This window comes from Lactobacillus leichmannii (assembly GCF_024701915.1).
GTDB lineage: Bacteria > Bacillota > Bacilli > Lactobacillales > Lactobacillaceae > Lactobacillus > Lactobacillus delbrueckii.
In genome coordinates this window covers 1-18,552 of sequence record NZ_QOCY01000018.1, presented here as the reverse complement: position 1 = coordinate 18,552, position 18,552 = coordinate 1, and the positions used below count along the sequence as shown (strand labels likewise).

The following is an 18,552-nucleotide window of genomic DNA, read 5'->3' as shown; positions in this document are numbered from 1 at the left end:
GTTACCCCCTTTCCAAAAGTTTGCCCGCGGCGAAGTTAGCCGCCTGCTTGCCCGCCCAGGCAAAGAGGAAGCCAGCCGCGATCGTGCCGGTAAAGTAAAGCAAAGCTCCGAAATTTTGCCCGCCAAGCAGCAGCTTGAAGGCATCCAGGTTGAAGCTGGAGAAAGTCGTAAAGGCTCCCACGAAGCCCGTCCCCAGGCCTGTGGTCAGCCAGGCTCGGCTATTAGACGTTCTCAGGAAAAAGTAGGTCAGGAAGGCCAGGAGGAAGCAGCCCAAAAGGTTGGCAATCACCGTCCCGTAAAAGGAAAGTGCTTCCGTTAAGCCATAGCGGGCCAGACCGCCCCAAAAGGCAAAAAAAGCCACGCTGAGATAATTTTTTACTGTATCCATTATTTACCTCTCTTTGTCTATTCCTAGATCGTTAATTAACGCACTAATTATAAGATTACATCAGAGAGCGCTTCAAAAGCAAACAAAAAATAGAAGCACCAGCCTGGCACTTCTATTTAAAGCCTTATTCCATTATTTCATAATTGCTCTATCAGTTTTTGCCCGCCCCGGCGATCTTAGTCCAGTTCAACATTAATGATGACAGCAAGACTGAGACGGAGCTGAAGGCCATGGCCAAAGCGGCCAGTTCCGGGCTGAGGCTGACCCCGATAAAGGAGAAGAGGCCGGCCGCGACCGGAATCCCGATCAAATTGTAGATCAAGGCCCAGAAAAGGTTCAGCTTGATCCGCGTGAAGGTCTGCTTGGACAAGTCAAGCGCCCGCAAAACCCCGGTCAAGTCGCTAGTCATCAAGACGATGCCGCCGGCTTCCTTGGCCACGTCGGTCCCGCTGCCCATGGCAATGCCAACATCGGCTAGTGACAAGGCCGGCGCGTCATTAATGCCGTCGCCGACAAAGGCCACGGGCCCTGCTTCTTGCAATTTGGCCAAGCGGTCAGCTTTTTCCCCGGGCAAAAGTCCCGCTTCGACCTGGTCAATGCCCAGCTGGCGGCCGATTTTTTCCGCCAGCTGCTGGTTGTCGCCAGTTAACATGACCGTCTTGATCCCCCGGCTTTTAAGCTCGCTGAGGACGGCCTTTGCTTCTGGGCGGGGAGCATCCTGCAGGGCCAGGAGGCCAATGACGGCGGAATCTTTTTGGACATAAACCACCGTCTTGCCGGCTTCCGCCAAGCCTTCTGCCTGCTGGCGCCAAGCATCTGGGGCGCTGACGTAGTCAGCCCGGCCCACCTTAACTAAGTGACCAGCTACCTTGCCTTCTACCCCCTTGCCTTCTTCAGCCGAAAAATCGCTGACTGGCAAGAGAGGCTGGCCGCCCTTTTTAGCGCTGGTCACAATGGCCTGGGCCAAAGGGTGTTCTGAATTGGCTTCCAGACTGGCCGCCAGGCTAAGGCTTGCTTTATCCCCCACCTGATCCACCAGCTGGGGCTGGCCGACCGTTAACGTCCCGGTCTTGTCAAAAACAATAGTCTTGATTTTCGCGGCTGCTTCCAGGATTTCCCCGTCCTTGATCAAAACCCCCATCCGGGCGCTGCGGCCGCTGGCCACCATCAAAGCTGTCGGGGTAGCTAAACCTAAGGCACACGGGCAGGCGATCACGATGACGGAAACTGCGTAGAGCATGGCTTTAACCGGGCCCACGGGACTGAAGACATCCCAAATAGCAAAGGTCAGGATGCTGACGATCAATACCGCCGGCACGAAGTAGTTAGCCACCTTATCAGTCAGTTTTTGGATCGGGGCCCGGGAGTTCTGGGCCTGCTTGACCACTTTGACGATCTGGGCCAGCATGGTCTCTTCCCCGACCTGCTCAGCCACCATCAAAAAGCTGCCGCTGCCGTTGATGGTTGCCCCGATCACCCTGTCACCGGGCTTTTTCGCGACTGGCATGCTCTCCCCAGTCACCATGGCTTCATTGACGCTGCTTTGCCCGGATACAAGCCGGCCGTCAACCGGTACCTTGCCGCCCGGCCGCACTTTGATTATGTCGCCGGCCTTGACTTGGTCCAAGGGAAGCTTAACAAAGTCTTCTCCCCGCTTGACCTCAGCTTCACTGGCCTGGAGTTCCAGTAACTTATTCAAAGAAGCTGCTGCCCGGTCATGCATTTTTTCTTCCAGGGCATCCCCTAGCAAGACAAAAATCAAGATAAAAGCCGCGCTTTCAAAGTAGACCGGCCGGCCAGTGAAGTAGGCAAAAAGACTGTAGACATAAGTCACGCTAGTGCCGATGGCGATTAGGCTGTTCATGTTGGCCTGGTGGCGTTTCAAAGCTGCCCAGGCGCTTTGAATGTAAGGTCCTGCCCCAATTAGCATGATCAAGCTGGTGGCGATCAGCGAATAGGTCTTGATCCCTGGCAGCATGATTCCCCAGATCATCAACAGCATCTGGGCCAGCATGGGCAGGGCCAAAAACAGGGACAGCCAAAAGCGGCGCCAATTAGTCAATTTCATTATCTAACCACAATCTTCCCATGAAACATGTCCATGCCGCAGGCATAGTCGATCTCCCCGGTCTTGTCGGTCGGGATCTGGACCTTGGCTAGCTTTTCCTTGCTTAGGTCCTTGTCAACGCCTAAAGAAGAAAAGACCACATGGCTGAGGCAGGCCGTCTTGTCTTCCATCTTAAAAGTTACTTCTGCCGGCACGCCCTGCTTTAAGTAGAGCACTTCCGGCTCATAGCCGCCCTTGACGACTACCTGCCCTTCCTGGCGGCCATTGGCCAGATCCGCCTGCTGGCTGCTCTTTTGGAAATTGCCGAAAAACCACCAGATGATCAAGCCGATCAAAGCGGCCGCGGCCAAAATTACTAATCCATTAACTAACATTCCCGTTCACCTTCCATATGCTCACAAGTACTTAAACAATTGCAACCAACTTTTTCCGGAGCCGTCTTCGCCTTTTCAGCCGCCTTTTTGGCAATCGCTTCAAGGTCGCTTCTGCTTAAAGGCAGGTCATCCAGTAGCCGGAGGAGCATCTCCCCCTTGTGCATATCGCACATTGCGGCAAACTCGGCCGTCAAGCTCTCCTGCATCGCTTCGCTTTCATCTTTAGCCGCCCGGTATACGAAGCGGTGACCTTGCCGGTCAACTAGTAAAAAGTCCTTCTTTTCCAAGCGCCGCAGCAGGGTCTTGACCGTTGACGGGCTCCAGGCACATTTTGCCGCTAATTGCTCAATAATCTCGCTGCTATTGGCCTGGCCCAGGGTCCAGACGACCCGCATAACCTGCCATTCCGCGTCTGAAATCCGGCAATCTTCGTTCATTTCCTTCCTCCTCTCCTCATTTACATCTGTAACCTTTACAAAGACTATTTTACAGCATAGTTTACATTTGTCAACAATCTACTCTTGTTTTTCTTCCCGGTAGCCGCCGCCAAAAAAAGTCTTGGCCGCCTGCCGGCGGGCCAGCATCCAGGCCTCGTTGCCCCGCTTGGGGTAAGCGGAGCTGGCCAAAATGACCAGGGCGCGCCCATTTTCAAGGTCCAGGCCTAATCCCGGACCGGTAAAGCCGCTATGCCAGAGAAAGCGGCAGCCCTTTTGCCAGCGGATCCAGGCCAGGGTCCGCTCAAAGCAGTCATAGTCAAACAGGCCAGCCACAAGCGGACTAGCTGTCGTTAGGTAAAAGGAGCTGAAGCGGGCCAGGTCATCTAGAGTGGAAAAGAGACCGGCATGGCCGGCCAATCCGCCCATTTGCCAGGCGGTTTCGTCATGGACGTTCCCCCAGACCTGCCCTCTCTCCTTAGTTATTTCTGTTTTGACAAAGTTGTCCCTTTTGCCCTTAAGCAAGAAACCAGTCTCCCGCATCCCCAAAGGGGCAAAAATCTCCTCCCGCAAAAAGCTGCTCAAGTCCTGCCCGCTGACCTGCTCTAAAATTTTGCCCAAGATAATGAAGTTGAGGTCGGAATATATTGACTCCTGGCCAGGTAAAAAAAGAGGCTTAGTGGCTAAAACCGCCTCCCAGACTTCCCCCGGGCTTTGGTATTGCCAGACATCATCCAAGTCCGCCGGCAGGCCGCTGGTGTGCAGGAGCAGGTCCTTTACTGTAACAGCTGAACAAGCCGCCGGGAAAAAGTCTCCCACCCGGTCCTTCAGGCTGATTTTCCCTGCAGCCATTTCCTTAAAAATCCCGCTGGCCGTCCCCACCACCTTGGTCAAGGAGGCCAGGTCATAGAATTGCCCCGGCTCAGCCTGGCCCAAGTAGTGCCGGCTGACCCCACCCTGGTCAACCAAAGCATAAGAGACGCCCTTTACGGTCTTTTGCCGGATTGCCCCCTCAAAAATTCCGGTGATTTTTTCTTCAATTTCTGCCGTAGTCATTTTTCCTCCTGAAAAAGAAAAAAGGCAGATCCGTAGATCTGTCCTCTTCGCTTATAAAACTAATTTCCGCAGGGCCTTGGCGATCCCGTCGCGCTCGTTGGTCTCGGTGACGTAGTCAGCCAGGTCCTTGATCTCGTCGATGGCATTACCCATGGCCACCCGCTTGAAGTCAGGGATTTCAAACATGGACCGGTCATTGCCCTGGTCACCGAAGATCATGACTTCACTGTTCGACAGGCCCAGTCTTGAGGCCAATTCGCTAACCGCGTAGCCCTTTGAAGCGGCCAGTGACCCGACTTCAACGACTTCCGGCCAGCTGCGGACAACTGCGTAGGACTGGAAGAACCAGTCCGGCAGCCGGTTCCAAAGGCGGTCGACCTGGTCCGGGTCATCGCACTGGTAGACTGCCTTGGCAAAGGTAAAGTCCTTCTTGAAGTCGCTTCTGTCTTGAATCCAGAGCTGGTTCTTGGTTTCCGCCCCGTCAATCTGCAGGCGGATGGAAATCTTCTTGTCCAAAGTGTAAAAACGGTCCGGAGTTTCAAAGTCCAGGTTGACGTCGCTGAGCCGCTGCATGTGCAGGAGGGTGTTGAAGTCGCCAAAGTCCAGATCATGACTGATCAGGACCCGGCCGTCTAAGTTCTGCACTACCGCCCCGTTGAAGAGGATCGCGTACTCTTCACTGCCGCTTAAACCTAATTCTTCCGCGTAGCCCTTGATGCCCGACAAGGGCCGGCCAGAAGTCAGCACAATCTTGATCCCGGCTGCTTTCGCTTCCTGCAAGGCCTTGTAGGTCCCGGGCAGAATCGTCTTGCTGTCAGTTAGCAGGGTGCCATCTAAGTCGATGGCCAGCATTTTAATCGCCATATTTTCCTCCTATGTAGTCCAAAGCCTGTTCTTACTTAATTATTGCAAAATTTTTTCCGCAAAAAAGGAAAGGAAAGCTCAATTTGAACTTTCCTTCTTCTCAGCTTTACAGCTTTTTAACTTGCTTTTTTATTCGCCCATTTCCGTCGTAACGACCTTGACGATCCGGTCAACGTATTCCTGGGTGATTTCCTGGGTCGGGCCTTCAGCCATAACCCGGAGCAGCTCCTGGGTACCTGAAGGACGGACCAGGACCCGACCGTCGCCAGCCATGTCCTTTTCAACGGAGTCAATCGCGTCAACTACTGCCTGGTGGTTCTTCCAGCTGTTCTTGTCCTTAACTGGAACGTTGACCAAAACTTGCGGGTATTCCTTGAAGTCAGCCAAAAGTTCAGTTAAAGACTTGCCAGTCTTCTTCATGACCAGCATCAGATGGATACCGGTCAGCATACCGTCACCAGTGTTGTGGTAGTCGTTGATGATCACGTGGCCGGATTGTTCCCCGCCCAGGCTGTAGCCGTTGGCCCGCATTTCTTCAGATACGTAGCGGTCACCGACTTGGGTGCGGACATTCTTGATACCCCGGCGCTCAAGAGCCTTGGTGAAGCCCAGATTGCTCATGACGGTCGTCACGATCGTGTCCTTCTTCAAGCGGCCATGGTCAGCCAGGTAAGAGCCAATCACGTACATGATGTGGTCGCCGTCGACTTCATTGCCGTTTTCGTCAACCGCGATGCAGCGGTCGGCATCCCCGTCAAAGGCCAGGCCCAGTTGGGCACCTTGCTTGACAACTTCTTCTTGCAGGCGGGCAGTGTGGGTAGCTCCGCAGTGGTCGTTGATGTTGAGCCCGTTCGGGTGGGTTGAAATAGTGGTAAAGTCAACATCCAGGTCGGCAAACAAACGGGAGATGAAGGAGCTGGCTGCCCCGTTGGCCCCGTCGATTACGACTTTGATCCCGCTCAAGTCTTCCGGAATAGTGTTTTCCAAGAATTGGATGTACTTGTTGCTGCCATCGCGGAAGTCGGTTACCGTGCCCAGGCCCTCTGCTGATGGCCGCGGCAGCATGTCCTGCTTAGCATCGATCAGTTCTTCGATTTCTTCTTCCTTGGCGTCAGACAGCTTCAAGCCATCGCTGCCGAAGAACTTGATCCCGTTGTCTTCAACCGGGTTGTGGGAAGCAGAAATCTGCACGCCGGCATCTGCCCCTTGGGCCTGTACCAGGTAGGACAGGCCAGGTGTGGTCATGACCCCGCATTCCAAAACTTCAATGCCGACTGACAAAAGGCCTGAAATCAAGGCGTGTTCCAGCATTTCACCAGAAATCCGGGTGTCTCTTGAAACCAGAACCCGGGCCTGGCCGCCGTCTTTCTTTTCCTTGGTCAGCACGTAGCCGCCCATCCGGCCCAGTTTAAAGGCCATTTCCGGGGTCAAAACCTTGTTCGCTTCACCGCGGACACCGTCAGTACCAAAATATTTAAGCATGTTGCAAAGAACCTTTCTTTTTTCTAGTTGTTCGAATCGCTGACTTCGATCTGGACGTCCACGCTGCCTGGTGAAATCCAGGCAACCCCGCTTGGAACTGGTAGGCGGAAGGACTTGGTGACCGAAGACTTGATATCAGTCAGATCAACATCCAAAGTCAGGGAACTGATCTTTCTCAGGGCTTCCTTTTGCCCATAGAGGGTAACTTTTTCCTCTTTGACAGTCAAGGAGTAAACTTTCTTGCTTGAGCCATGGCTGGCATTCAGCTTCAGTTTAACCGTCTTCTTAGAGACCGACAAAGGCAGGGTTACCCGGGCCGTTGCCGGACTGATCACCACGTTGAGCTGGTGGCCCTTGGCATCGTATGCGGCTAGAAGAACGTTCCGCCGCACTGTCTCGGTGCTGCCGTTTGGCACGACTAGCTGGGCCTGCACGTGGTCGATCGCTTTTACTTCGCTCTGGGCCCCAGTGACTTCAACCGTCTCCGGGCTGACTGTCGGCGTGCCGATGTCATAGCCTTGAGCAACAGCATTCTTATTATAACCTATTTGGACCGGCAAGGTGCGGGACTTTCGCTTTTGGATGTTGACTCTCACGCTTTTCTGCGGCAGCTTGTAGGAAACCTGGCTGGGCAAGCCGCTAACCTTAATTGGCACCTGGTGGCTGCCAACCCCCAGCTTGCTCAAGTCAATGTAGACCCGGAAGTTCTGGGTGTTAACGGCGGAAGTAACCAGGGCATTCGGTCCTTCTAGAGTCACCTTGACCTTGGATGGGTAGCCGGTGACGTAGTACTTGTCAGTGTCTACTGACACTTGCAAGGCCATCTTCAAGCTCTGCTTAGTGCTTGCCGTTTCTTGCACCTTGGTTTGGTTGTTGGTATTAACCTGGGTGTTGTCAACGAAGGCAACCAAGACGATGGCTAAGAGCAGGGAAAAAAGCTTATAGAACCATTTTTGCTCAATCAATTTGTGCATTATTTATCCCCCCAGTTCCAGATGCCCCGGGCCAGGCGGATTGGCCATGGCTGCTTCTTCTTTTCTTCAGTGACCAGTTCAGCCCGCAAGTACTTGAGGTATTCCTGCTGGCTGAGGTCAACCATGAACTGGCCGTTTCTGGTGATAGTCACCCCGCCCGTTTCTTCAGAAACGACCACGGTGATGGCGTCGGTTACTTCAGAGATCCCGACGGCTGCCCGGTGTCTGGTCCCCAGGCTCTTGGGAATCATGGCATTGTCAGACAGGGGCAGGTAGGCGGAAGCCACCTGGACCCGGTTGTTCTTGATGATGACCGCCCCGTCGTGCAAAGGTGTGTTGGGGATGAAGATATTGATCAGCAATTCCCCGGTAACCAGGGCATCGAGCTTGATCCCGGTTTCCACGTATTCTTCCAGACCGGTCTTTTGTTCCAAAGTAATCAAGGCCCCGATCCGGCGCTTGGACATGTATTGGATCGCCTTGTCCAGCTCCCTGACTAGCTTCTCCTGCTGCTCGCGCTTGCTGTTTTCTGAATCAGAAAACAGGGAGACCCGGCCCAGGCGCTCCAGCCCCCGGCGGATTTCCGGCTGGAAGATGACGATAATCCCGATGACTGACCAGGAAACGATCTGGTCCAAAATAAAAGTAACGGTCGTCAGCTGGGCCCAGCCGGCCAAGACCCGGGCCGCCATGATCAAAATGATCCCATTGGCCAGCTGGACAGCCTTGGTCCCCTTGATCAAATGGGTCAGGTGGTAGATGAAATACCAGGTGATCAAGACGTCCAGGACCACCGACAAGGTATGCCAGGTCCACAGACTTGCAAAATCAAACTGCATGAAATTTTCTCTTTCTAAAATTTTCTGTCAGCTAGTTACGGGCATACATCTTGAACTCCAGGAAGAGGTCATTGTATTCCTGCACCTTGCTGCTTGGTAGATCCCGATAAACTTCCAAATTCTTGACCGTCGACATTGGCGGGTAAAATTGCTTGTCTTCCCGGACGGACTTAGGCAGGAGCTTTTGCGCCGCGGTATTCGGGGTCGAGTAGCCGATGTATTCGGCGTTTTGGGCCGCGTTCTTGGGCTCTAGCATGAAGTTGATGAACTTATAAGCGGCTTCCTTGTTCTTGCAAGTCTTCGGGATAACGATATTGTCAAACCACAAGTTGGACCCTTGGGCCGGCACCACGTAATGGATGTGGGAGTCCTGGTCCATCATCGTCGCGGCTTCCCCGGAATAGGTAACCCCGATCCAGGCCTCATTTTGCACCATGTACATCTTCAGCTCGTCAGCCACGATTGCCTTGACGTTCTTGCCGATCTTGTCTAGCTTGGCCTTGGCGACCTTAAGGTGGGCAGAGTTAGTGTCGTTCATGGAGTAGCCCATGGAAACCAGGGACATGCCCATGATATCGCGTGCTGAGTCAACCAGCAGGATCTGCCCTTGGTACTTTTTCTTCCAGAGGTCATTCCAGCTCTTGATCTCGCCCTTTTTGACATAGCGGTCGTTGTAGACAATCCCCAGGGTTCCCCAGAAGTAAGGCACTGAGTACTCGTTTTTCTCATCAAAGGACTTGTGCAAAAATTCCTTGCCGATGTACTTGAAATTACTCAAGCGGCTGGTATCGATCCTGTCCAAAAGATTGTCCCGGCGCAGCTTGGTGATCATGTAATCCGACGGCACGGCTAAATCATAGGCTGTCCCGCCCTGCTTGATCTTAGTATACATGGCTTCGTTTGAGTCAAAAGTCTCATAGATGACATGGTAGCCCGTCTGCTTTTCAAACTTGGTAATCAAATCCGGGTCGATATAGTCCCCCCAGTTGTAAATGATCAAGTCTTTCTTACTTGAGGCAGAGCCGCCGCTGGAGCTGTCCAGCTGCTGGGCGCCCAGGTAAAGGCCCAAGCTGACCAAAAGGATGGCCAGGGCCGCGGATAGGATTTTTTTCATCGCAGAAGCCCTCCCAGCTTATTAGCCTTCTTGCCCTGCCGCTTGGTCAAGAAGTAGTAGACCCCGACCAAAAGGAGGACAAAGAAGAAGATGATTGTGCTTAAAGCATTCACTTCCAGGTCGATCCCCTGCCGGGCCCGGGAATAGATCTCAACGGACAAGGTGGTAAAGCCGTTCCCGGTCACGAAGAAGGTAACCGCGAAGTCGTCCAAAGAGTAAGTCAGGGCCATGAAGAAGCCTGACAGGATCCCCGGCGTAAGGGCCGGCAGGAGGACCTGGCTGAAGACCTGGTAATTGTTAGCCCCCAGGTCCCGGGCCGCGTCGATCAGGGAGTTGTCCATTTCCTTCAGCTTAGGCAGGACCATCAAGACCACGATCGGCACCGAAAAGGCGATGTGGCTGAGCAAGACGGAGGCAAAGCCCAGGCTGAAGCCCAGGGCGGTAAAAAGAATCAAGAAGCTGGCCCCGATAACAACGTCGGGCGACACGATCAAGATATTGTTAAAAGAGAGCAGGATCTTGCGGTAGCCCTCCTTACTGCGCTGGATGGCAATGGCCCCAAAAGTCCCCAGGACGGTTGCCGCCAGGCTGGACAAAAGAGCCAGCATGATCGTCTCCAGCAAGATAGCCAAAAGGCGCTTGTCAGCAAACAAGGTCTGGTAGTGCTCCCAGGTAAAATGGCGGAAGTGGTCCATGCTGGAGCCGCTGGAGAAAGAAAAGTAGATCAGGTAAAAAATCGGCAGGTAGAGGATCAGCAGCACCAGGCCAAAGTATACCCTGCCCCAAATGGTCTTTTTCATAATTCAATTTCCTTCTTGTGCTGCTTGCGTGAAGTCAGCAGCATTACAATCAACATCAAGGCGATCAGGATAACCCCGATCGTTGCCCCCATATTCCAGTTCATCGTTGTCAAGAAATACTCTTCAACCGCCGTCCCCAGGGTGATCACCCGGTTGCCCCCGATCAAGCGGGTCAACATGAAGAGAGACAGAGACGGGATGAAGATAGCCTGGATGCCCGATTCAACGCCTGGCCAGGACAAGGGCCAGATCACGTAGCGGAAGGTCTGCCAGAAGCTGGCTCCCAGGTCTGAGCTGGCACTTAAAAGAGCGGGGTCAATTTCCTTCAGCGAGTTGTAGATGGGCATGACCATGAAGGGAATTTCGATATAAGTCGCCACGAAAATAAAGGCGAAGTCGGTAAACATGATCCCAACCGGGCCGATGCCGAAGAGGCCCAGGAACTGGTTGACCATCCCGCTCCGGGAAAAAATCCCGATGAAGGCGTAAGCCTTAAGCAAAAGGTTGATCCAAGTCGGCAAAATGATCAGCATCAGCCAGAACTGCTGGTTTTTCAGCCTGGTCAAAGCCAGGGCTGCCGGATAAGAGACCAGCAGGCAGAAAAAGGTGATCAAGAGGGCATACCAAAAGGAATTGGCCATCATCCGCAAAAAGGTGTCGCCAGAGAAAAAGGCGGCGAAGTTTTGCAGGGTCAGATGACTGTGGGCATCAGTCAGTGAATAGCCCAGAATCAAGACCAGGGGGGCGATGACGAAGAGGCCGATCCACAGCAGGTAAGGCAAAAAAAATAAAAGCCGGTTCTTTTTCATGGCTAGTCCTCACCTTCATAAGTTTCCAGGCGGGCGTCGAATTCTTCTTCGGTTTCGCCCAGCCGCATGACGTGGATGTCTTCCGGGTCAAAGAAGATGCCGACTTCCTGGCCGATCTGGACCCCGTTGGTGGAATGAATCAGCCATTCAAAGCCGTCCTGGCCGATGGCCTTGATTTCAAAGTGGTCGCCCAGGAAAAGCTGGCTCTGCACCGTTACCATGAGCTTGCCAGCAGCTGGAGCCGTAATATCCAAATCTTCTGGCCGCAAAACGACTTCGACTTTTTCCCCCGGGGTGATCCCGGCGTCGGCACATTCAAAGTCCTTGCCGGCAAATTCCACGGCAAAGTCCCGGATCATCCGGCCGGATAAAATGTTGGAGTCCCCGATAAAGCGAGCAACGAAGTCGTTGACCGGCTCATGGCCAGGGCTTCTTCCTGATCGTGGGTGACAAAAATAAAGGTGATGCCCAGCTTCTTCTGAATGGCCCGGAGTTCAAACTGCATTTCTTTTCGCAGGCGCTTGTCCAAAGCTGACAGGCATTCATCCAAAAGCAGCACCTTAGGTTCATTGATGATCGCCCGGGCGATCGCCACCCGCTGCTGCTGGCCCCCGGAGAGTTCGGAAATTTCCCGGTTGGCGTAGCCGTCCAGGCGGACGGTGTGGAGGGCATCCTTGACCTTTTCCCGGATTTCGCTTTCCGGCCGCCGGCGCAGCTTCAAGGCAAAAGCAACATTTTCATAGACATTCAAGTGCGGAAAAAGAGCGTAATTCTGAAAAACCGTATTGATATGCCGTTTTGAGGCGTCAAGATTGGTGATGTCCTGACCGTCAAAATAAACCTTGCCAGCTGACGCTTCCGTAAAGCCGGCAATGATCCGCAAAATCGTTGTTTTACCCGAGCCTGATGGCCCCAGCAAAGAGTAGAATTTGCCGGACTCAAGCTCAAGGTTGATGTCCTTCAAGGCTACAAAGCCATCATCATACTGCTTGGTGATGTGATCTAACTTAATAATTTCCATTTGCCGTTCCCATTTTTCTTTTTCTCTTAATCCTAAGCCATTATTCTTCGCCAATTATGCGGACTTCCGTCTGCAAAGCAATACCATCCTTTTCCTTGATCGTCTTTTGGATATAGTGGATCAAATTGAGGTAGTCGGTTGCCGTGGCCCCGCCCTTGTTGACAATAAAGCCTGCGTGCTTGGTTGACACCTGGGCCCCGCCGATCTGCTTGCCCTGCAGGCCGGCCTTGATGAGCATCGGGCCGACAAAGTGGCCGGTCGGCCGCTTGAAGACTGAACCGCAGGACGGGTATTCCAGGGGCTGCTTGTAGCTTCTGAGCGCGTTCAAGTAGTTCATCTGGTCCAAAATAGTTGCCTTATCACCGGCCTTTAAGGCAAAAGTTGCCGCGATGACGATCTCGTCATTTTCCTGCAAAAGGGAATGCCGGTAGGAAAAATGCAGCTCAGCGTTCGTGTAGGTCTTGACCTCACCGTCTCTGGTGACGACCGTGGCGCTTTCCAGGCAGTCTTTAGTTTCACCGCCGTAAGCCCCGGCATTCATGAAGACCGCCCCGCCGACTGAGCCGGGGATGCCCGCGGCAAATTCCAGGCCGGACAGGCCGGCTTCCCCAGCCGCGAAGGAAGTATCGATGATTCTGGCCCCGGCTTGGGCGTGGACCTTGTCAGCTTCAACCTTGATCTCTTTCATTTCCTTTAAAATGATCACCAGGCCCTTGATCCCCTTGTCCCGGATAATCAAGTTGGACGCGTTGCCGATCACCGTAATTGGCAGCTGATCCTCCTTGGCCGCGGCCAAGAGTTCTTTCAATTCTGCCAAAGTCTTGGGGAAGGCCAGGTATTCTGCCGGTCCCCCGGTTTGGGTAAAAGTATAGCGGCTCAAAGGAATGTTTTCTTGCAAATTAAGTCCTTGCGCTTTTAAGTCATACAGCTTCAATTAAAATTGCCTCCTCTAAATCTTCCTTTTGATATTTTACCGCATTCACGCTGTGTTATACTAGCTTGGATCAAGTTTGCTTGTCTTAATTTGACTTACGCGCAACATGGAGGCTTTTGCTTATGATGAATTTCGTTGCCATGGACTTTGAAACTGCCAACCAGCACCCGGCCAGCGCCTGCTCTTTGGCCTTGGTTTTAGTGCGGGAGAGCAAGATTATCGACCGCTTTTACACGGTCATCAACCCCCAGATGGCTTTTGACGCCCAGCAGGTCAAGGTCCACGACATTACGGCTGAAGACGTGGCGGGAGCCCCGACCATGGCCGAGGTCTGGCCCAAGATCCAGCCCCTTTTTCAGCCGGGGATGCTGGTGGCGGCCCACAATGCCCGCTTTGACTGCAATGTAATGAAGCAGTCCCTGGCCCGCTACGGAATTGCCGAGCCCCACTACCTGGTTTTAGACAGCCTCAAGGTCAGCCGGGAATTGGAGCCGGGCCTGGATAACTACCAGCTCAACACTGTCTCTGACCTTTTGGGCGTGGAGCTTTGGCACCACCACAATGCCTTAAGCGACAGCGAAGCCTGCGCCGGTATCCTCTTAAAAGAGGAGGAGAAGCGGGGCAGCGAGCTTTTGAAAAAGTTTGTCTACCAAGTCTAGGCAAAAAATGGATCAGTAGCAAGCTGATCCATTTTTCTCTTGTTTTTACTTCTGCTTTTGTTTTTTGCTTTACTGCTTTTCCTGGTAGAGGCGGCAGGCGTTTTCTGCCCAGGCAGCTGCTCTTTGCCCATGCGGGATGAGCTCAAGCAAGCGCTTGGTTGAATCCCAGGAATCGTCCACCCGGGTCAAAACCAGCTCTAAAAAGTCACTGGGCAGGTCAGCCTGGATCACCTGGGGCCATTCGATGATGACCACGCCTTCTTCAGCCAGGTAGTCATTTAAGTCGATTGAAGCCAAGTCATCGCCTTCCAGCCGGTAAAAATCCATGTGAAAAAGGGGCAGCTTCCCTTCCCGGTATTCCCGGACCAGGGTAAAGGTCGGGCTCTTGACTGGCCGCTTAATCCCCAGAGCCCGGCCGAAGCCCTGGGTCAGCGTGGTCTTGCCGGCCCCCAGGTCCCCTTTTAAGAGCAAAAGGTCATGGGGCTGGGCGCTTTGGGCCAAGGAGGCGCCAAAGGCCTGCATGTCAGAAGCGGAATTGATTGCTAATTCTGTCATCGCTTTCTTTCTACCCTTCCATAACGGCTTGAGCCGCCGTCAAAATCCCGATCTTGTAGACGTCATCAGCACTGCAGCCCCGGGAGAGGTCGTTGACCGGCTTGGCAATCCCCTGCAAAACCGGCCCAATGGCCGTAAAGTTGCCCAGGCGCTGGGTAATCTTGTAGGCAATGTTGCCTGACTGCAGTTCCGGGAAGATAAAGACATTAGCCCGGCCGCCAACGGCTGAACCAGGTGCCTTAAGTTCAGCAACTGCTGGCACGAAGGCCGCGTCAAACTGCAAATCGCCGTCTGCCGGGATGTCCGGGTACTTTTCCTTGAACAGCTTGGCCGCTTCTGCCACCTTGTCTACCTGCGGGCCCTTGGCTGAGCCGTGGGTTGAGAAGCTGAGGAAGGCCACCTTGGGGTCAATCCCGATCATCTTGGCCGTAGCAGCTGACTGGGCCGCGAATTCAACCAGCTGGTCGCTGGTCGGGTCGATGGAAATCGCGCAGTCAGCAAAGACATACTTTTCTTCCCCTCTTTCCATGATGAAGGAACCGGAAATCCGGTGCATCCCCGGCTTGGTCTTCAAAATGAAGAGGGCTGGCCGGACCGTGTCGGCCGTTGAGTGAGCCGCCCCGGACACCATCCCGTCGGCCTGGCCGGTGTAAACCAGCATGGTCCCGTAGAAGTTGGCGTCGCGCAAGGCAGCTTCCGCTTCTTCCATGGTCTGGAAGTGCTTGCCCCCGGCCATCCGTTCGTGGAACTTTTCCACCATCTCGCCAAAGTCCGTGCTGTTTTGGTAGTCCACGATTTCGATCCCGGTCATGTCCAAGCCGGCTTTTTCCGCCAAAGCCAGGACCTGGTCCTTTTGCCCCAGGACGATCGGTTCAATCAGGTCATCTTGCTTTAAGCGGCTGACCGCCGTCAGGATCCTCGGGTCCTCCCCTTCCGGGAAAACAATCCGCTGCTTGTCTTTTTGCTTAATCAATTGCTTTAATTGTTCAAAAACTTCCATCAATAATCTCCTCAAAAAAATCATGCTTCCGGGTTAGGCGGCAATTGCCAGTCGACCGGAGCCCGGCCAAATTCCTTTAAGGCCGCGTTGCATCTTGAAAATGGCCGGGAGCCAAAGAAGCCGCGGTTGGCCGAAAAAGGACTCGGGTGGGCTGACTTGATAATGACATTCTTGTCCTGGTCGATCAAGGGTATCTTATTTTGGGCAAAGCGGCCCCACAGGATAAAGACTACCTGCCCCCGCTCGCTCAAGGCCTTAATAGCGGCGTCTGTCACCATTTCCCAGCCCTTGCCCTGGTGGCCGTTAGCCTGGCCATATGGCACGGTCAAAACGGCGTTGAGCAAGAGAACGCCCTGGTCGGCCCAGCGTTTAAGGTAGCCGTGGTTGACCGGCTGGGCCCCAACATCGTCATAGAGCTCCTTATAGACATTGCGCAAGGATGGTGGCAGGGGCGTGCCCGGCATGACAGAAAAACTCATGCCGTTAGCCTGGCCAGGATTGTGGTAGGGGTCCTGGCCCAAAATGACAACCTTGGTGTCTTTAAAAGGGGTCAGCTTGAAGGCCGTAAAGATATGGTACATGTCCGGGTAGATCTGCCTGGTCTGGTATTCTTTTTTCAAAAAATCATGCAGCTTGTGATATTCATCACTTTCAAAAACCGGGGTAAGCACCTGGTCCCAATCATTTCCAATAAATTGTTTCATCTGTAATTCACCTTAGTCAATCTTACCATGATTGCCTCTTGATTTAAAGGAACTAGTGAAATAATTCACGACAATTTTTTTCAAATAAAGAAACACTTTGTAGTAATCAAACTTCCTCCTTTATGTTATTATGAAATCGATAACAACAAGGAGGAAATAACATGATTAAACTGATCGCCTGTGACTTGGACGGGACCCTGCTGAACTCTTCTATGGAAATTTCTGACGCCAATGTTCAAGCCATTAAACGCGCCCAAGAAAACGGCATCGAATTCATGGTGGCCAGCGGCCGGGCACCCCATGAATCCCAGCCAATGCTTAAAGAATACGGGATAGACTGCGGCTTTATTAACTTAAACGGGGGCTTGGTCTTTGACACGGCCGGCAACTTGATCGTCAAGAATCCCTTGAAGCTGGAAACTGCCAAGAAGATCTGCCGCCTGCTCAAGAAGGAAGGCTTTTACTTCGAACTGGTTACCAGCAACCACGTCTACTCAGAAGACTTGAGCCAGCGGATTACCAACGTGGCCCACTTAATGGTGGAACTGAACCCAATGCTGACCTTCAAGGAGGCTGTTTTGGTTTCAGCCAGCAAGCCGGCCATCGTCAGCATCAAGCAGGTGCCAAGCTATGAGGACTTGATGGACGAACCTGGCACGGAAGTAATGAAGATCTTGGTCTTTGACTCCCGGGGCCAATACGCCTTCACCGACGTCATCAAGAAAATTGAAGAGATCGACAAGGTTTCCATCACTTCCAGCGCGGCCGACAATATCGAAATCAACGCCGCCGGCGCCCAAAAGGGCCGGTCCCTGCTGGACTACGCGGCGGCCAAGGGCATCAAGCGCGAAGAAATCGCAGCTATCGGCGACAACCTGAACGATGAAAGCATGATCCAGGCTGCCGGCACCGGCGTGGCCATGGGCAATGCCATTCCGCAAATCAAGACGATTGCCAGCTTCGTCACCAAGAGCAACAATGAAGACGGGGTAGCCTGGGCTATCGACAAGATCCTTGCCGACAATCAAAAAGAGCAGGACCAATGATTTACACCCTTTACCTAACCCAGGAAGGCCACACGGGCCAGATTCCAATCACCGATGAGGAGGGCAAGCCCTTTGGCTCCATCCGCGGCCGGCTGGACAATCCCAACCACACCCTTTACCTGCTGGACACCAGCGGTAATGAGATCGGCCGCCTGTTCAGCGATGGCACCGGCTTGATCGCTTCTTACACCCTTGATGTGGTTCACCACTCCCTGGTCCACGTCAAGAAGGTCAACAGCCCCCAGACCAACTTGTTCTACATTACCCGGCTCAACTACTGGGTCAATGGCAGCATCAAGCAGGGCAGCTATTCCTTCCGGGACGGTTTTAAGAAGGTGGCTTCCGTTGACACCGTGGTATCCGACAAGGGGGTGACCTTGACCTGCCAGATCAGCCGGGAGGAAGATACCCCCTTTATTCTGCTGATCGCGGTCCTTTTCACCCAGTGGCACGTCACCCCGCTCAAGCTGCCGGACCTTTTTCCAAATCTCAACCGGCGGCAGACCAGCACGGCCAGCTTCTTCAAACTTCTTTTACCATATGGTCGTAAACACGGTCGCCAATAGTCATTGAATTAGTTGTTTTGAAACCCTTGCGCAAGTATAATTGCTGTGCGCGAGGGTTTTCTAGATCTACGTTTAAACTGACCTTCTTGTAGCCGTGCTTCTTGGCCAGTTTCGGGGCCAGTTCCATTAAGCGGCTGGCAATCCCCTTCCCCCAGTCCCGCGGAGAGACAGCTAAGGCATCGATATACCATTCCCCCTTCTGGGCTTCCTTATCGGTAAAGATATCGGTGGTCATTGGCAGGCCGACCTTGGCCATTTCTTTTCTGAGCACCACGTCAATAATTCCCTGGGCCTTGTCCGGGTACATGCAGATCATCCCCCGGACCCGGTCGTTTTCGTCAGTCTCAACCCAGATCCGGTTGTAGGAATAACGGTAGTTTTCCGAGATGAAACCCAGCCGCATCAAGTCGTAGAACTGGCTCTCCGGCAGGCGGTTGATGGTATCCATGTCCATCTCGTCAAAAATCTGGTTTAAAATCGGGTAAACCGCTTCAAAGTCGCTTTTTCTTGCCTTACGGATCATTTCGTCTTTTTTCTCCTTTTCCTTGTTATTTTTCTATATAAATTGTTTTCCTACAATTCATGTTACTATAGTCAGGAGAAAAAAGACAATTAAGCGTCCTTTCCGAGCAAACAAAAAGTTCCTAACAGTCAATCTACTCACGTACTTAACCATTAGGAACTTCTTCTATCTTCAATTGTCGACTGCATCTTATGGTGGTCTCAGTCCTTTCCCGAGCCTAATTTAGTTATGCTCTGCGAATTTAAGCTAAACTTTCTATTGGAGTATCTGATGTGACCCCCAAAATTGGGACAAATTAATATTAAGCCGTTAAGGTTGTTAAAACATGATTCCGATATTCAA

20 protein-coding genes and 1 pseudogene are annotated in these 18,552 nt (G+C 52.9%); 3 read left to right on the top strand and 18 right to left on the bottom strand.

Features of this window, described 5'->3' with window-relative positions; all coding sequences use genetic code 11:
• Nucleotide 1: 1 nt before the first annotated feature.
• From DS743_RS01195 to murB, 14 genes and pseudogenes are all read right to left on the bottom strand, one after another.
• Nucleotides 2-388, bottom strand: a complete 387-nt coding sequence (locus tag DS743_RS01195; RefSeq protein WP_035183586.1) for a fluoride efflux transporter FluC — start codon at nt 386-388, stop codon at nt 2-4.
• A gap of 151 nt (nt 389-539) precedes the next feature.
• Nucleotides 540-2,456, bottom strand: coding sequence for a copper-translocating P-type ATPase (locus tag DS743_RS01190; RefSeq protein ID WP_035183590.1), 1,917 nt, complete (start codon nt 2,454-2,456; stop codon nt 540-542).
• On the bottom strand, nt 2,456-2,830 hold the full coding sequence (locus tag DS743_RS01185) for a cupredoxin domain-containing protein (protein ID WP_035183594.1): 375 nt from the start codon (nt 2,828-2,830) through the stop codon (nt 2,456-2,458). The genes DS743_RS01190 and DS743_RS01185 overlap by 1 nt, the downstream gene beginning before the upstream one ends.
• Nucleotides 2,824-3,267, bottom strand: coding sequence for a CopY/TcrY family copper transport repressor (locus tag DS743_RS01180; RefSeq protein WP_002880011.1), 444 nt, complete (start codon nt 3,265-3,267; stop codon nt 2,824-2,826). Before DS743_RS01180 ends, DS743_RS01185 begins: the two co-directional genes overlap by 7 nt.
• Nucleotides 3,268-3,345: 78 nt before the next feature.
• Nucleotides 3,346-4,320, bottom strand: a complete 975-nt coding sequence (locus DS743_RS01175; protein WP_035183597.1) for a serine hydrolase domain-containing protein — start codon at nt 4,318-4,320, stop codon at nt 3,346-3,348.
• Between the two features lie 51 nt (nt 4,321-4,371).
• Nucleotides 4,372-5,184, bottom strand: a complete 813-nt coding sequence (locus DS743_RS01170) for a Cof-type HAD-IIB family hydrolase (RefSeq protein ID WP_035183600.1) — start codon at nt 5,182-5,184, stop codon at nt 4,372-4,374.
• Nucleotides 5,185-5,313: 129 nt separating this feature from the next.
• Complete coding sequence (gene glmM / locus DS743_RS01165) at nt 5,314-6,666, bottom strand: phosphoglucosamine mutase (RefSeq protein ID WP_003617321.1); 1,353 nt, start codon at nt 6,664-6,666, stop codon at nt 5,314-5,316.
• 23 nt (nt 6,667-6,689) lie between these two features.
• On the bottom strand, nt 6,690-7,640 hold the full coding sequence (locus DS743_RS01160; protein WP_035183603.1) for a CdaR family protein: 951 nt from the start codon (nt 7,638-7,640) through the stop codon (nt 6,690-6,692).
• Entirely contained in the window at nt 7,640-8,479 is an 840-nt protein-coding gene (cdaA, locus tag DS743_RS01155; protein WP_072544225.1) for a diadenylate cyclase CdaA, read from the bottom strand. Before cdaA ends, DS743_RS01160 begins: the two co-directional genes overlap by 1 nt.
• A gap of 31 nt (nt 8,480-8,510) precedes the next feature.
• Entirely contained in the window at nt 8,511-9,593 is a 1,083-nt protein-coding gene (locus DS743_RS01150) for an ABC transporter substrate-binding protein (protein WP_035183607.1), read from the bottom strand.
• Nucleotides 9,590-10,393 carry an ABC transporter permease gene (locus tag DS743_RS01145; RefSeq protein WP_035161797.1) on the bottom strand — a complete coding sequence of 268 codons (804 nt, stop codon included), beginning with the start codon at nt 10,391-10,393 and terminating at the stop codon, nt 9,590-9,592. The genes DS743_RS01150 and DS743_RS01145 overlap by 4 nt, the downstream gene beginning before the upstream one ends.
• Nucleotides 10,390-11,202: an ABC transporter permease gene (locus DS743_RS01140; RefSeq protein WP_013439265.1), complete on the bottom strand. Its 813-nt coding sequence runs from the start codon at nt 11,200-11,202 to the stop codon at nt 10,390-10,392. The genes DS743_RS01145 and DS743_RS01140 overlap by 4 nt, the downstream gene beginning before the upstream one ends.
• A 2-nt stretch (nt 11,203-11,204) precedes the next feature.
• A pseudogene (locus tag DS743_RS01135) lies at nt 11,205-12,223 on the bottom strand (ABC transporter ATP-binding protein).
• 40 nt (nt 12,224-12,263) lie between these two features.
• Nucleotides 12,264-13,157, bottom strand: coding sequence for a UDP-N-acetylmuramate dehydrogenase (murB, locus tag DS743_RS01130; RefSeq protein WP_002879998.1), 894 nt, complete (start codon nt 13,155-13,157; stop codon nt 12,264-12,266).
• Nucleotides 13,158-13,282: 125 nt separating this feature from the next.
• Between murB and DS743_RS01125 the strand changes: the two genes are divergently transcribed.
• The gene (locus DS743_RS01125) at nt 13,283-13,816 is read left to right on the top strand and encodes a 3'-5' exonuclease (RefSeq protein WP_002879997.1); all 534 of its coding nucleotides are present in this window, start codon (nt 13,283-13,285) and stop codon (nt 13,814-13,816) included.
• A gap of 69 nt (nt 13,817-13,885) precedes the next feature.
• On the opposite strand, the gene tsaE is transcribed toward DS743_RS01125, so the two are convergent.
• Genes tsaE through DS743_RS01110 form a run of 3 tightly spaced genes read right to left on the bottom strand, consistent with a single transcriptional unit; the run spans nt 13,886 to nt 16,075 of the window.
• Nucleotides 13,886-14,371 (bottom strand): tRNA (adenosine(37)-N6)-threonylcarbamoyltransferase complex ATPase subunit type 1 TsaE, encoded by a 486-nt coding sequence (gene tsaE, locus DS743_RS01120; RefSeq protein ID WP_002879996.1) that lies wholly within the window; start codon nt 14,369-14,371, stop codon nt 13,886-13,888.
• Nucleotides 14,372-14,381: 10 nt separating this feature from the next.
• Nucleotides 14,382-15,371: a phosphate acetyltransferase gene (gene pta / locus DS743_RS01115; protein ID WP_035183612.1), complete on the bottom strand. Its 990-nt coding sequence runs from the start codon at nt 15,369-15,371 to the stop codon at nt 14,382-14,384.
• Nucleotides 15,372-15,391: 20 nt separating this feature from the next.
• Nucleotides 15,392-16,075 carry a uracil-DNA glycosylase gene (locus tag DS743_RS01110; protein ID WP_035183615.1) on the bottom strand — a complete coding sequence of 228 codons (684 nt, stop codon included), beginning with the start codon at nt 16,073-16,075 and terminating at the stop codon, nt 15,392-15,394.
• Between the two features lie 161 nt (nt 16,076-16,236).
• On the opposite strand from DS743_RS01110, the gene DS743_RS01105 reads away from it, so the two are divergent.
• Nucleotides 16,237-17,121, top strand: coding sequence for a Cof-type HAD-IIB family hydrolase (locus DS743_RS01105; protein ID WP_003617309.1), 885 nt, complete (start codon nt 16,237-16,239; stop codon nt 17,119-17,121).
• Nucleotides 17,118-17,687: an LURP-one-related family protein gene (locus DS743_RS01100; protein WP_035183617.1), complete on the top strand. Its 570-nt coding sequence runs from the start codon at nt 17,118-17,120 to the stop codon at nt 17,685-17,687. Before DS743_RS01105 ends, DS743_RS01100 begins: the two co-directional genes overlap by 4 nt.
• On the opposite strand, the gene DS743_RS01095 is transcribed toward DS743_RS01100, so the two are convergent.
• Nucleotides 17,644-18,210: a GNAT family N-acetyltransferase gene (locus tag DS743_RS01095; RefSeq protein ID WP_013439260.1), complete on the bottom strand. Its 567-nt coding sequence runs from the start codon at nt 18,208-18,210 to the stop codon at nt 17,644-17,646. The genes DS743_RS01100 and DS743_RS01095 overlap by 44 nt on opposite strands.
• Nucleotides 18,211-18,552 lie beyond the last annotated feature (342 nt).